This is a genomic window from Ruegeria sp. AG6 (assembly GCF_056541565.1).
This window is the reverse complement of the sequence record NZ_JBQFYQ010000002.1, coordinates 176,284-189,773: the sequence shown is the minus strand read 5'-3', so window position 1 is coordinate 189,773 and position 13,490 is coordinate 176,284. Positions and strand designations below refer to the sequence as shown.

The window sequence follows — 13,490 nt, the reverse complement described above, 5'->3', positions numbered from 1 at the left end:
CATCCTTTGCTGGGCCGTGCTGCGCACCTGACAGCCTCAATCGGCTGCGTTTACATGAACCGTTCTGATACTGGGATCGACGCGGCTATAGGCGGCCAGCAAACGTGCCGTCCACTTCTGTGCAATGTAATCAGCCATGAACCGCGAGGGGGCAACCAAAATGACGCGCCCCCCTGCCCTTTCCGACTCGGACAGATGCTGGAACCAACTTGCCCACAACTCGGGATCGCGCCCGTGAAGGATTGACTGCACCTGCGACCAGACATCCTCGGGCTTGGCTTCGGGGGTGTCGATTTCTGGCCCTTGGGGTTTTGCCGCGAAAGGCACGACATTTGTAACGGGCTCAGAATCCTCGGTCATCCGGGCCTGGAAATCGGAACCTATGATCGGCCAGACCTCCTGTGTATCGATCATGATCTGTTTGAGGTCGATTTCATAGACCGCGACCCGACCCCGTGCAGCAGGCCGTTTGACCGTTACCCAACCTAATGCGCGAAATCTGGCCATTTCGCGCTTTACAGTCCTTTCATTCACTGACCAAAGGCGCGAAATTTCTTCGCGCCCAATCGATACTTCGTTGTTTCGCCAGTTATATCGTGTCGTAATCAATGCGATGATACGAAGTACGCTGCGTTGCCGATGCTTGTCGCCTGACAACGCATATATGGTGAGCGCAGAAAGTATATCGTATTTTAAGGCCGCCGCATTTCGCCCGACCGGTTTAGCCAGCTGCATACCCGTTCTCACCGCTCTGTCTGCCTCAGACGGGTGTGTCCCGCCGTTCTTGCGCTGTTTGCCAACGCTTTTCGTCATCTTGGCCTAATTAGCGTCCAAAGCTTCGATTCTGTCAAGAAGAGTCTGAAACAGGTCAGAAAATTGCGCCAATCCAGATCAAAAAATAAAAGAAATCTGGTGAAGTATTGGTGATGGGGGACATTCTGTATGACCCCTTATTTGCCTGTTATGTCCCCCTATATGTCGCCAGTCCTGGAAGAATGCCCCCCTAAATACGGTTGAGGACGTGTTGCGAATCGTCACCCTTCTTCTTCTGGACCGCCGAATCGGCGATGGCCTTGCAGGGCCTTGTTTTCTTACCCGTGGGTAAGATTTGAGTTTCATCATATTTTCTTTTGCGTAAAGCGCAAATCGGGCGTAAATAAGAAACGAACATAAATTTACGTTCCAAACAAAGAGACATGAGGCATGTACACGCACGAAGACCTGAATGCATTGCGCAATCAATCTCTCAAACTCCAGGGGTGGATTCGTCAGCAGACCTTTAGCCCGGAGATGGAGAAGACACTCCGCCGGTTTTCGAGCTGGGAAGTGTCCGAGCTGATCTTCCGGGTCAACCAGTCAACCTTTCGCGGAAAGCTGGCCGCTGATCCGTCTCTGCCCGGAGGCGAGGTTGAGCCCGAGGGGCGGCAGCGCTGGTTCAGCCTGGAAGAGGTGAATGAGTTGCGGCGGCGGCTCAAGGTGAACCGCAAGTCCCTCATGCCGCCGCGTCCCGAGGGCAAGCGGGCTATTCGTGCAGCCGTGGCGAACTTCAAGGGCGGGGCGGGCAAGTCAACGGTGGCATTGCATCTTGCGCATGCCGCCGCGCTTGATGGGTACCGTGTTCTTGTCGTTGACTTCGACCCGCAGGCCACGCTGAGCCATTCAATGGGCCTGACCGATGTCGCCGAGGATTACACTGTCTGGGGGATCATGGCGCGTGACCTGATCCGCGAGACCGAGCGCATGAACAACCGGCCTGCCGCGGCCGAGTCCGGCACCGCCCTGCCCCGCCGGGAATTGCCCCCGGCGATCACCGATATGGGGCTTGGAGATCTGCGGATCAGCGATTTCATCAGACGGACGTCTTGGTCCACCATCGATGCGATACCTTCCTGCGCGAACGCAGCCTTCGTCGAATTTGCCTCGGCACAGTATCGCCACTTGAACCCTGAATGGTCTTTCTTTGCCGCAGTGTCCCGGTATCTGGATCAAATTCCCGACGACGCCTATGACCTGATTCTGTTCGATTGCCCGCCGGCCATTGGGTATCAGTCCATGAACGCGGTGTTCGCGGCAGACATGTTGTACATCCCGTCCGGACCGGGATACTGGGAATACGACTCGACCACGTCCTTTATAGGTCAGCTGGCAGAAGCTTTGGAGGACCTGGCCTACGGGTTCGACAAAACCTTACCCACGGGTAAGATTGGTCTTCCTAAAACCTTCTGCGAGCTGCGATTCCTGCTTACAAGGTACGAGCCCGGAAACGCGTTGCATCTGGCGATGTTCGACGCGTTTCAGAAGGTTTTCGGAGACCACGTCGCCCAGCACCCTGTTGAAATGACCCGCGCGGTCGAACAATCCGGCCGTTTTCTGAGCTCGGTTTACGAGATGGATTACCGAGAGATGACCCGTGAAACCTGGCGTCGGGCCCGCTCGACATTCGACAATGTTTACGAAGAATTCCGGGGAGTGATGCTGTCTGCTTGGGACAAGCTGGAGGATGACGCATGAGCCGCAAGCGCAGAATGTTTGATATCGACCTGCCTGCAATGGATGACATTCCTGTCGGCAAGGTTCCGGACAAGGTTCGTGAAAAGCGGCGGGGCCCGATGGCTGCGGCCATTTCGGAAAATGCCGATGCGCTGCGCGACCAGCAATCGACGGAAGAAACCATTCGAGCAGAAAACGATCGTCTTGCGCATGAACTTGTGCGCCTGCGTTCCGAAGGTCTTGTGACCGAACGCGTAGCACTGGATGACATTCTGTTTGAAAAGCTGACGCGGGATCGCAAACCAGGGCCGGATCCGGAACTGGACGAGCTAAAAGCGTCAATTCAGGAAATCGGATTGTCCAACCCCATCCGACTTGAGCGACGCTCAGATGGACGATTTGAACTGATCCAGGGGATGCGGCGCCTGTCTGCCTATCGGGCGTTATATGAAGAAACGGGCGATGAGTCCTATGCCGGAATTCCAGCGGGAATTTCAGAGGCGGGCGATCTCGACAGCAGCTACCGGCGCATGGTGGATGAGAACCTGATCCGCAAGGATATCTCGTTTGCGGAAATGGGTGCTTTGGCACGCGCGTATGCCGAGGACCCGGCAAATGATTGCCCGGATGTAGACAAGGCGGTGTCCACGCTGTTCAAATCCGCCAGTTACACAAAGCGGAGTTACATTAGGTCATTTGCCAGTTTGCTGATGATGTTGGACAAGGTTCTGAAACATCCGAACGACATTCCGCGCAACGTAGGCGTAGAGCTGAAGCGCAAACTGGATGCAACGCCCGGTTTGGTGCGCCAGGTGAGTGCCGCGGTCATGAGCGAGCCGGACCGTGACGGAGCGCGGGAGGTTGCTATCCTCAGGTCATTTCTGGGCGCGCCGGAAACAAGCGTGGCGAAGAAGGCCCCGGTTGAAAGCGCCGATAAACCACGACGTGCAAAGACCACGTTTCAGGTATCAGGGCGGGCAGGGATCGCCAAGTGCTCGGCATCCAGTGGTCGAATTGAGTTGAGATACGATTTGGACTTTACGCGTGTTGATCGCAGCAAACTTGAGGCGGCAATAGCTGCTTTCATCGATGCTCTTCCCGAGGAAGACGATCTTACCCACGGGTAAGGTTTGGTTTGAAGGTCTGAGAAAAGGCGCCGGTCGAATCCGGCGCCTTTGTCTTGTCGCAAAAGCCAGGGCGTTCTCAGCAGTGGATTCCTGCCATATGTCTTCTTGCCTTGAAGCTGTGACCTGAAACCGGCGGGGCAGGGGCTTGAGGTCGAGGCATGTGGAGTCAGCCATTAACGTTGGTTCTGGAACAGTCGGTTTCGCGGAGTGCTGTCGGGGCCTAACATCACGGCGTCTTGTCCGGGTTCGTACGTTCAGGTCACGGTAGGAGCCTCGATTCTGGCTCGAGATTGCAATTTGCAATATGTGACGCGAGAACACGGGTGACATGGCGGCCACTCTGCGCGCAAATCGGCGGGAAATCAATCACATTTGATAAGGGGTACTTATTGGGTATGAAAGAAAGATATTTGGCTCGAACAACAAGTAAACAAAATCAAAAGATAATGAGCGTAATAATGGTAGCACCCCTAATCTGGCGGGCCTTCTGAGGATCTGTTGCAACTTTTAGCCATTGACGTTCTCGGGGTTCTGTCGCAAACTTTGTTCCCACCTGTCAGGTCAAGCTTAGTTTTGGTAGCGCATGCTCTAAATGACAGGAGCAGACTGTGACAATCTCATTCAAAGGCGCGCATTTTCCGAAAGACGTGATCTTGCACGCGGTTTTCTTCTACCTGCGCTACGGTGTTTCATACCGGGATTTGGAAGAAATCATGGCGGAACGCGGCGTCGATCTGGATCATGCAACGCTAAACCGCTGGGTCAGCCGATATGCAGGCGTCGTTGCTGAAGCAGCGCGGTATAGAAAGCGTCCCGCAGACCGTTCGTGGCGCATGGATGAAACCTATGTGAAAGTGAAAGGCGAATGGGTTTATCTTTACCGAGCGATCGACAAACATGGCAAAACCCTGGATTTCATGTTGTCCGAGCGCCGGAATAAGGCTGCTGCGACGAAGTTTTTTGCACGCGCGCTTGAGGTGAACGGGTTGCCGCGAAAGATTGTCATCGACAAAAGTGGTGCCAATACCGCCGGGATCAAAGCGATCAACAAGATGCTCAAGAGCTTTGGTTGCCCGATCCCGATCGACATGGTCAGGCGCAAATACCTCAATAACATCATTGAACAGGATCACCGTTTCATCAAACGAAGGATCAGACCCATGCTGGGATTCAAATCTTTCGCTTCAGCCGCTTCTGTCCTGGCAGGCATAGAACTGGTCAACATGATCCGCAAAGGTCAATTCACGCCCGGAATCCGTCCGTTTCAGCAGTTCATCCAACTGGCAGGATAAACTGCTCACCAATTCCACCGATGCTCTGCCATTAAAAAAGTTTGCGACAGAACCACTTTCAGCCCCTCTCGCCGCCAGAGCCGTTCAATCCGCCCATCACTGACAGACCATCCAGCCTTTCTCAGCAGCGCTGTGTTCCTGCGATAGCCATATCGCCCGTATTGACGGGTCAGCTCAATCATGTCGGCCACCAGCCGGTCTTCGTCTTCGCGACCTTGTGGGACCCGCCGCTGCGTAGACCGGTGTTGCCCCAGCACGCGGCAGGCGCGTCGCTCAGATACTTTGAGCTGGCTGCGGACATGATCGATGCAGGCACGACGACGAGCGGGGCTCAGTAGGGCTTCGCGTTCAGGCCTGCAAATCATCCACTGGATGATTTACTTTACGGCCTTCATCCTTTGTGGCTTCCGTCAGGATCAGTTTGTCCAACGTCAGATCTGAAACCGCGCGTCTCAGTCGCTCGTTCTCTTTCTGAAGCCGTTTCAGTTCTTTCAACTGGTCTACGCCCATTCCGCCGTACTTCTTTCGCCAGCGGTAATAGGTTTGTTCAACAACGCCAATCTGTCTGATCGCATCGAGACGGGACATGCCTTGCCCCATCAGAACTTCAACCTGCCGTAACTTCGAGACAATCTCTTCGGGCTTCGGTCGCTTGTTTGCTATTCGTGGTCCTCTGTTTCCTAAACATAACGGTGGACCAGTTTAGTTGGGGAGGCTCAGTACTTACTGCCCCCAAATCCTGGGACCGCAGCGCTTGTCCAAACAGCAGATCGCGTTCGCGCGCAGATGGCCGTGATTGTTTGAACCGAAAACTCGAAATACTGGAGTAGGGCGCAGATATTGGGGTCAGGGCTGGGTTTTCCGCCCCGGCTTCTCAGGCATTGTCCTTCCGTCAATCGGGTCTTACTCGAAGAAATCTGAACATCCGATCTATGCGCAAAGAACTTGACGTCGCCGATTGCCTGCGGATTAACCGCTGCGAACAGCGGCTCGTGCCAATGCGGCGATCAGGTCGGTCCGCGTGACAATCCCTACGATGCGATCGTATTCGAGGACAGGGACGGCGTCGACATCCTCAACCGCCATCATCGGAAGCAGCACCCCGAGGGGTGAATTTGTCGTCACGCGCAGGCCTGCCACCTCCATGATGTCACCCGCTGTCACAGGCATCTCCCTTTTGCGATCCAATAAACGATTGAGTGTCGAAAAATATCCGCGCTTCAACCTGATCGCGTCTTCACGGGCCTGTCTGATCAGATGCATCTGAAAAATGACGCCCAGAAACTTTTCGTCGTTTCCGACGACAGGAAGAGAAATGAACCTGTGCCTTTTGAACAGCTCGGCAACCTCCCCGAGCGCCGTTTCGGGACCCACTGTGATCAGACTGGAGGACATGACATCTTTTGCCGTCAAAGGTGCGGTCACGTGTGTTGCCGCCTGCAGTTCCGCCGCGCTGATCAGGCGTGCCAGATCCTCGACCCCCAGATTGAAGGAGTGTCGGTAGCGCTCCAGAATACCTGCAAGTTCTTCTTCGGACAGGCCGAGGCGCTCTGAGGGGTTCTTTTCTTCCGATTGATTATTGCTCGGATCGTCGAATTGCCGGAATGGATAGCGACGTCCGGTGATCCGGGCATAGACTGTCGCAAGGATGACAAGGACACAGGTTCCGACCGCAATCGGTGCAAGCGCAAACCAGAACCCCAATTGCGCGATGGCCTCGGGATTCAAAGCGGCCGTCATGGCGACGGCTCCTGCCGGCGGATGAAGCGCCCGGCACAGGATTGTTGCGGTAATGGCAAGCCCAACTGCAAGCGCAACGCGTAGCGCCGAGTCTGCGATTGTCATGCAAACAGCCACGCCGACAAGGGCTGCCACCGTATTGCCGACAACGGCGGACCAAGGCTGCGCGAGCGGGCTATTTGGGACAGCAAAGAGCAAGACAGAGGTCGCTCCGAAGGGTGCTACAAGATAAAGACCCAAATCCAGATCGGAACCCGGAGTCAGAAGGAACAGTCCCGTCAGCCCAAGACCGACAAGAGCGCCCAGACCCGCACGAGCCGCTTCAATCGGTGAAACGCGGGAAACGGCCGGCCCGAGAGATCTGAGAATATACACGGCGCAGGCCCCATCCTTCTTCTTCTGCGCACAGTTTCAGCAGAATGCAAAAAGTTCAACCGCAGGGTTGCAGAGAGAGAATGCCGACCAACGACTTTGCCACTTTATTGGATGGGCGACATGGGAATTGGAAGCTGCTTGAAAGTGGGTAAATTTTTCGACACATCAGGCTGCTCTTTTGCACATCAAGGCTAAAGCAGATGGCCTGGCCCTTGGCGACCAAAGCTCCAGTCGTTTTCTACCCAGCCTTTCCAACGGTATGCCACGCACGGCGCAAGACACAGGACGGATGTGAAAAGTGCATTTGCCGAAGCTGGTCTCCCTCTCAGATACAAGCTTGAAGCATGTTTGTCGGCGGATTTGAGCCCTTTTTGTCAACATCAATTGAGGCCCGCTCAATCGGGTTGTCTTCTATGTTTTAGCTGGACAAACGAGGGTAGGCCGCTTTCGGACTTTGCGAGAGGATACTTTTTGCTGCGTCACCCATGGCACCCATGGCGATCTCGTGCCACGATTTGTAGTCCGAGGCGAGGTTAAGAACCGGCCAGTCGCTGCCGAACAGCAGCCTCTCTGGGGCATAAATGCCAAGAATGTGGGCAATGTAAGGCTCAAGGCTGCTTGGCTTCCAATCGGTCGAGGCTTCGGTCACAATGCCCGACAGTTTACAAAACACCTGCGTGTTTTCGGCAATGTCAGCCATGTCCTGCGCCCAGCCCTCATAGGCCCCATTGCGGATTTCGGGCTTGGCGCAATGGTCAATGACGACTCGCAAATCGGGGTATTTTGCCAGAAACGCTTTGAGATGGTGTAGATGGTGGGGCAATACCAGAGCATCGAATGTCAGATCATTTTCGACCATGGCAGCGATAGCCGGACGCAGATCATCGCGCAGCATCCAAGCGTCATCGGGAATGTCCTGTATCATCGGGCGTAGTCCAAGAAGCTTTGGATGGGCCGCCAATCGCGCGATCGAGGCTGGTGCCGTTTCGGCGGCAAGGTCCACCCACCCGACAACCCCTCGTATCCAGTCATGCGTGTCTGCAAGAGACAGCAGGTATTCAGTCTCGGCCTCGGTATCGGCGGCCTGAACCGCGATGGTTCCACTGATACCCGCCTCGTCCAGCAAAGGTTTCAAATTCTTGGGCAGAAAATCGCGATATAGCGTTTTAAGCTCGGGTGTCAGCCAGCCGTAATCGCCTCGATCGAGCTTCCAGAAATGCTGATGCGTGTCGATGACCATGCTAAAACCTCTGATCATGTTTTTTGTTAAGCCGCCTTAAGCGGCTCCGAATTCCGGTGTTGATCCACCGTGAAGCAACGTCAGTTCCCGGGCCAGTTCCCGGTGCATATTCACGATTTCGTCCAGAGAGGGGACTTTCAGATCGTCGACACGTTCCAGATAGGGGCAGCTCAGCACCGCTGCGGCCCTGCCGCCCGGGCCAAAAATCGGGAAAGCCACATTGGTTACACCGATCGCAGTTGCAGACGGCATTTTTTCATAGCCCAAGCGTCGGATGCGGGCGATATGCTCCATGAACTCGCTACGGTCCAGCGGGGGTTCACCTACGGCAAGGCGGTGCTGCTCGATCAGGTCCTCGACTTCTTCATTTGAACGGAAGGCCGCCAGCACCCGGCCAGAGCCTGTATTCCCCAGCCCCACGACGGTTCCGGTTTTCAGCGCAAGGCCCCAATTGCCCGGAGACTCCGCTGAGGCCACGATCACGATATCACCGTTGCTTTCCATTCCCATATGGCAGGATTGCCAAGTTTTTCGTGTTATCGCGCGCATACGGGGCAGGGCACTTTCGATTACCCGTCCAATCGGCGGGTGTCGCTGCGAAATAGCGAACATCTTCAGGCCAAGTGAATATCGATCGCCTGACAGGGACCGGATGACATACCCGCGCCGTACCAGTGTCGAGAGCATCCGGTAAATCTCAGACGGGGACCGTTCCAGCGCCTTTGCGACCTCTCCCTGGGTCAGTCCCTCACCGTGGTCAGCCAAAAGCTCGATGATATCCAGGCCTTTTTCCAGCGCGGGTGCACGGTATTTGTCGGTGATGTCGTCCATACAGTGCCCTGTCGCGCAATATTCCTGATTGATTTTCAGTCATTGGGAAGGCTAAGTCAACATTGATTTATAGATGAATAAATGTTTTAAATACGAACAAACAACAAGCATCGCTTGATTGCATCAGGGAGGACATGATGAAAAAATCCAGCATTTTAATGGGTTTGATGGTCGGAACAGCGATAGTCGCGGCCGTCGAATCGGCAAGTGCGTCGGATTGGGGGAGCTTTGATGGCGCGACCATCGAGGCGAAACTGATCGGCGGTCAACAATACGAAGGTCTCTATGGCCGTATTGCCGAATGGGAAGCTGCGACCGGCGCCAAGGTCGACATTATTTCGAAAAAAAGCCACTTCGAGATCGACAAGGAAATCAAGTCGGACATGGCCGCTGGGACCACCAGCTGGTGCGTGGGTTCAAACCACTCTTCCTTTGCGCCCCAGTATGAAGGGCTCTATGTTGATCTGAACGAGCTGGTTCCAGCGGAAACCATTGCCGAATTCGTTCCGGGCAACATTGGCGCCTCGACGGTCGACGGCCAGCTTTTGATGCTGCCGCGCGCGCAGTTTGACGTTTCAGTGCTTTATTACCTGAAGTCGAACTATGAAGACGCCGACAAGGCCGCCGCGTTCAAGGAAAAATACGGCTATGATCTGGCTGTTCCCGAGACGTGGGAGCAGGTCAAAGATCAGGCGATCTTTTTTGCCGACCCTCCGAATTTCTACGGCACTCAGTATGCAGGCAAGGATGAGGCCATCGTGGGTCGGTTCTATGAGATGGTTGTCGCCGAGGGCGGCAACTATCTGGACGAAAACAAGAAACCAATCTTCAATTCCGAGGCAGGTCAGCGCGCGCTGCAGTGGTTCGTAGACCTGTACGAGGCCAAGGCGGTTCCGGCTGGCACGACGTCCTATGTGTGGGACGATCTGGGGCAGGGCTTTGCCAGTGGAACCGTGGCGCTGAACCTGGACTGGCCGGGCTGGGCCGGGTTCTTCAACGATCCGGAATCGTCCAAGGCTGCTGGCAACGTCGGCGTTGCTGTGCAACCCATGGGTTCGGCGACGCGGACCGGTTGGTCCGGGCATCACGGGTTCTCGGTCACCAGTGACTGTGCAAACAAAGACGCCGCAGTATCGCTTGTTCAGTTCCTGACCAGCGAGGAAAGCCAGTTGGCCGAAAGCGCTGGTGGCTCGCTGCCGACACGGACAGCCGTTTGGGAGGCCAACGTCGCTGCGGCGCAAGCTGGTGATGACGCATTCCGCGCCGAAGCTCTGGCCGCGTTTGCCGAAGGTGCGAAATACGCCTTTGCGGTGCCGCCAATCCCGGAATGGGGCGAGACCACAAACCTGGTCTTTCCGGAACTGCAGGCCGCCATCGTTGGCGACAAGACTGTGCAGCAGGCGCTGGACGATGCCGCGGCTGCGGTGGACGAGCTGATGCGGGAATCTGGTTACTACTGAACCCGGACCCACAAGTATCCGCGGCGGGTGTTCCGCTGCGGGTGAACCCCCAAGACCCCCAAAAGGTGCACCATGACCCGCCGCCGCTTGCCCGAGTGGTTAGTCCTTCTGTTGCCTGCGATCATCGTGATTGCCGCAGTTGTTCTGATCCCTCTCATCTTCTCGCTCTATTCCAGCTTCACGTCGTACAAGCTGACGCGGCCTTCGACGCTGTGGAAATGGGTGGGGTTCTTCAATTACGAAAAAATCCTGACCGATGCGAAATTCTGGGCGGCGTTCGGGCGCACGGTGCTGTTCCTGACCATCGTTCTGAATCTGGAACTGCTGTTGGGACTGGGCATTGCGTTGATGATGAACAAGGTCACATGGGGGCAGCGTACGCTGCGCACGATCCTGATGTTCCCGATGATGTTCTCGCCCATTCTTGTTGGCTTTCAGTTCAAGTTCATCTTCAACGACAATATCGGGCTGGTGAACAACGTGTTGCAATCGGTGGGCTTCCAAAATGCCTCGCTGCCGTGGCTGGTGGACGGCAACCTTGCGATGTTCTCGATCATGTTCGCGGAAATCTGGATGAGCACATCCGTCTTCGCCATTCTGATCCTGGCCGGTCTGTTCGCCATGCCGCGTGACCCGCTCGAGGCCGCCAAGGTCGATGGCTGCACCGCCTGGCAGACCTTCCGCCACATCACTCTGCCGTTCCTGATGCCATTCATTTTTATTGCCATGACCATCCGCTCGCTGGACGTCGCACGGGCCTATGACATCGTGCAGATCATGACAGGCGGCGGCCCTGCCCGTCGCACGGAACTGTTGTGGACGTTGATGAGCCGCACCGGCTATGTCGATGCCCGCATGGGGCTGGCGAACGCGATGGGTTATATCTCGATCCTGCTGTCGATCCTCTTCACCATCTATTTCTTCCGCAAGCTCAGCGCCGCACGTGCTGAACTGGGAATGGCGGGGTAGGGCCAATGGACCGCAATCTAGCACATCGCAATCGCCGCCGCGCCCTGAAAACTGCGCACTTCATCGGGCTGTTCCTGATTATGTCGATCATTTGCATTCCCGGGCTCTGGATTGTTCTCAACTCGTTCCGTCCAGCGGTCGAGATTATGGCCAAACCGCCGGTTTGGACCCCCAGCTTTACGCTAGACCACTACCGCGCCATGTTCGGCGGCGCGGGCGAGGGCGGTGTGCCAGTGTTCAGCTATTTCCGCAACTCGCTGATCGTTTCGGTCGTCTCAACCTTTATCGCGATCCTGATCGGCATGTCGGGCGGCTATGCCTTTGCCCGCTATCGCTTCAAGGGCAAATCGGGCTATTTTGTCGGGCTGATGCTGTTCCGCGCGGTTCCCGGTGTGGCGTTGTCGCTGCCCCTGTTCATCGTGTTTGCCCGGGTCGGCATCATCGACACCCATTTCGGCCTGATCCTGGCCTATGTGGCGATGAACGTGCCGTTCACCATCTGGTTGACCGACGGGTTCTTCCGCCAGATCCCGAAAGAGCTGCACGAAGCGGCAGAAATTGACGGCTGCACCCGCTGGCAGGCATTCTGGAGGGTGGAATTTCCGGTGGCGCGCTCGGGCGTTGCCTCGGCGGCGATCTTTGCCTTCCTCACCTCGTGGAACGAATTCGCGCTGGCGTCGCAGCTGACCCGCTCGGTCGGGTCCAAGACGATGCCTGTGGGTCTTTTGGATTTTACCGCCGAATTTACCATCAACTGGGGGGGAATGTGCGCGCTTGCGGTTCTCATGATCGTGCCCGCGCTGGTCCTGACCTTCATCGTCCAGAAACACCTGATTGCCGGCCTGACCTTCGGCGGCGTCAAAGGATAAGAAAATGACTGAAGTTACCCTTTCCAATGTCGTCAAGAAATATGGCAAGCATCAGGCTGTGCACGGCATTGACCTGGGCATCCATGACGGAGAGTTCGTCGTGCTGGTCGGCCCTTCGGGCTGCGGCAAGTCGACGACGCTGCGGATGATTGCCGGACTCGAAGAAATCTCCGGCGGCGAGATCGCCATCGGCGGCCGTGTCGTCAATGACCTGCCCCCGCGCGAACGTAACATCTCGATGGTGTTCCAGAACTATGCTCTGTATCCGCATATGACCGTGCGCGAAAATCTGGGTTTTTCCCTGAAGATCGCCAAGCGTCCCGAGGATGAAATCGCCAAATCCGTGACCGAGGCAGCGGGCATTCTGGGGCTGGACGAGCTGATGGAACGCAAGCCCGCCGAACTGTCGGGCGGTCAGCGCCAGCGCGTCGCAATGGGCCGCGCCATCGTGCGGCACCCCGACGTGTTCCTGTTTGACGAGCCGCTGTCGAACCTTGACGCCAAGCTGCGCACCCAGATGCGGGTCGAGATCAAGAAGCTGCACCAGAAGGTCGGCAACACCATCATCTACGTGACACACGATCAGATCGAGGCGATGACGCTGGCGGATCGTATCGTTCTGATGCGCGACGGCAATATCGTGCAGGTTGGCACCCCACTGGAACTGTTCAACACGCCGGTAGATACCTTCGTGGCGACCTTTATCGGCTCGCCGCCGATGAACCTTGTCGATGGTGAGGTATCCGGCGGCACCCTGCAGCTGCAGGGTGGTATCGAGCTGCCTGTTCCCGCATCGGCGCGGTCGCTTGTGCGCGACAGGCAAAAGGTGCGGTTCGGTTTCCGCGCCGACAACCTGATGCCAGTCGGCCACTCGGTCGAGGAAGAAGGCGAGATCACAGAGCTGGACCTGTCCGTCACGCTGACCGAACCGCTTGGCACCGAGACGCTGCTGTTCGCCGAACTGGCAGGGGTCGAGGTTCAGGCCAAGATGTTCAACCCGCGCCCCGTCGCTCCGGGCGAGGCTATGAAGTTCCGCCTGATGCTGGACAAGACCCATGTCTTTGACGCGGCATCGGGGAAGGCGATCCGGGGGTAAG

11 protein-coding genes and 1 pseudogene are annotated in these 13,490 nt (G+C 56.3%); 7 read left to right on the top strand and 5 right to left on the bottom strand.

Features of this window, described 5'->3' with window-relative positions:
• Positions 1–36: 36 nt before the first annotated feature.
• Complete coding sequence (locus tag ACR0I0_RS08135; RefSeq protein ID WP_480490900.1) at positions 37–507, bottom strand: DnaA N-terminal domain-containing protein; 471 nt, start codon at positions 505–507, stop codon at positions 37–39.
• A gap of 696 nt (positions 508–1,203) precedes the next feature.
• Here ACR0I0_RS08135 and ACR0I0_RS08130 point away from each other — a divergent pair.
• From ACR0I0_RS08130 to ACR0I0_RS08120, 3 genes are all read left to right on the top strand, one after another.
• Positions 1,204–2,511 carry an AAA family ATPase gene (locus tag ACR0I0_RS08130; RefSeq protein ID WP_171118234.1) on the top strand — a complete coding sequence of 436 codons (1,308 nt, stop codon included), beginning with the start codon at positions 1,204–1,206 and terminating at the stop codon, positions 2,509–2,511.
• On the top strand, positions 2,508–3,617 hold the full coding sequence (locus ACR0I0_RS08125; protein ID WP_480490898.1) for a ParB/RepB/Spo0J family partition protein: 1,110 nt from the start codon (positions 2,508–2,510) through the stop codon (positions 3,615–3,617). Before ACR0I0_RS08130 ends, ACR0I0_RS08125 begins: the two co-directional genes overlap by 4 nt.
• A 608-nt stretch (positions 3,618–4,225) precedes the next feature.
• On the top strand, positions 4,226–4,909 hold the full coding sequence (locus ACR0I0_RS08120; protein ID WP_480490897.1) for an IS6 family transposase: 684 nt from the start codon (positions 4,226–4,228) through the stop codon (positions 4,907–4,909).
• Between the two features lie 41 nt (positions 4,910–4,950).
• Here the strand turns inward: ACR0I0_RS08120 and ACR0I0_RS08115 are convergent.
• The 4 genes and pseudogenes from ACR0I0_RS08115 to ACR0I0_RS08100 form a co-directional block, all read right to left on the bottom strand.
• Positions 4,951–5,572 (bottom strand): annotated as a pseudogene (locus tag ACR0I0_RS08115) (transposase); the annotation flags it as partial.
• Between the two features lie 306 nt (positions 5,573–5,878).
• Positions 5,879–7,024, bottom strand: coding sequence for an HPP family protein (locus tag ACR0I0_RS08110; protein ID WP_480490895.1), 1,146 nt, complete (start codon positions 7,022–7,024; stop codon positions 5,879–5,881).
• Positions 7,025–7,442: 418 nt separating this feature from the next.
• Positions 7,443–8,264, bottom strand: coding sequence for an amidohydrolase family protein (locus ACR0I0_RS08105; RefSeq protein ID WP_480490893.1), 822 nt, complete (start codon positions 8,262–8,264; stop codon positions 7,443–7,445).
• A gap of 36 nt (positions 8,265–8,300) precedes the next feature.
• Positions 8,301–9,095: an IclR family transcriptional regulator gene (locus tag ACR0I0_RS08100; protein WP_171630722.1), complete on the bottom strand. Its 795-nt coding sequence runs from the start codon at positions 9,093–9,095 to the stop codon at positions 8,301–8,303.
• A 137-nt stretch (positions 9,096–9,232) separates the two neighbouring features.
• Here ACR0I0_RS08100 and ACR0I0_RS08095 point away from each other — a divergent pair, with 137 nt between their 5' ends.
• The 4 genes from ACR0I0_RS08095 to ACR0I0_RS08080 all read left to right on the top strand — a co-directional run bounded on the left by ACR0I0_RS08095 (position 9,233) and on the right by ACR0I0_RS08080 (position 13,489).
• The gene (locus ACR0I0_RS08095) at positions 9,233–10,555 is read left to right on the top strand and encodes an ABC transporter substrate-binding protein (RefSeq protein ID WP_209835589.1); all 1,323 of its coding nucleotides are present in this window, start codon (positions 9,233–9,235) and stop codon (positions 10,553–10,555) included.
• A gap of 72 nt (positions 10,556–10,627) precedes the next feature.
• On the top strand, positions 10,628–11,524 hold the full coding sequence (locus ACR0I0_RS08090; protein WP_171630712.1) for a carbohydrate ABC transporter permease: 897 nt from the start codon (positions 10,628–10,630) through the stop codon (positions 11,522–11,524).
• A gap of 5 nt (positions 11,525–11,529) precedes the next feature.
• Positions 11,530–12,393 (top strand): carbohydrate ABC transporter permease, encoded by an 864-nt coding sequence (locus ACR0I0_RS08085; RefSeq protein WP_480490891.1) that lies wholly within the window; start codon positions 11,530–11,532, stop codon positions 12,391–12,393.
• A gap of 4 nt (positions 12,394–12,397) precedes the next feature.
• Positions 12,398–13,489 (top strand): ABC transporter ATP-binding protein, encoded by a 1,092-nt coding sequence (locus ACR0I0_RS08080; RefSeq protein WP_480490889.1) that lies wholly within the window; start codon positions 12,398–12,400, stop codon positions 13,487–13,489.
• Position 13,490 lies beyond the last annotated feature (1 nt).

Excerpts from the sequence above, each read along its gene's own strand:
- ACR0I0_RS08135 (WP_480490900.1), bottom strand. The coding sequence starts at position 507 with ATGGCCAGATTTCGCGCATTAGGTTGGGTAACGGTCAAACGGCCTGCT.
- ACR0I0_RS08130 (WP_171118234.1), top strand. The coding sequence starts at position 1,204 with ATGTACACGCACGAAGACCTGAATGCATTGCGCAATCAATCTCTCAAA.
- ACR0I0_RS08125 (WP_480490898.1), top strand. The coding sequence starts at position 2,508 with ATGAGCCGCAAGCGCAGAATGTTTGATATCGACCTGCCTGCAATGGAT.
- ACR0I0_RS08105 (WP_480490893.1), bottom strand. The coding sequence starts at position 8,264 with ATGGTCATCGACACGCATCAGCATTTCTGGAAGCTCGATCGAGGCGAT.
- ACR0I0_RS08100 (WP_171630722.1), bottom strand. The coding sequence starts at position 9,095 with ATGGACGACATCACCGACAAATACCGTGCACCCGCGCTGGAAAAAGGC.
- ACR0I0_RS08095 (WP_209835589.1), top strand. The coding sequence starts at position 9,233 with ATGAAAAAATCCAGCATTTTAATGGGTTTGATGGTCGGAACAGCGATA.
- ACR0I0_RS08090 (WP_171630712.1), top strand. The coding sequence starts at position 10,628 with ATGACCCGCCGCCGCTTGCCCGAGTGGTTAGTCCTTCTGTTGCCTGCG.
- ACR0I0_RS08085 (WP_480490891.1), top strand. The coding sequence starts at position 11,530 with ATGGACCGCAATCTAGCACATCGCAATCGCCGCCGCGCCCTGAAAACT.
- ACR0I0_RS08080 (WP_480490889.1), top strand. The coding sequence starts at position 12,398 with ATGACTGAAGTTACCCTTTCCAATGTCGTCAAGAAATATGGCAAGCAT.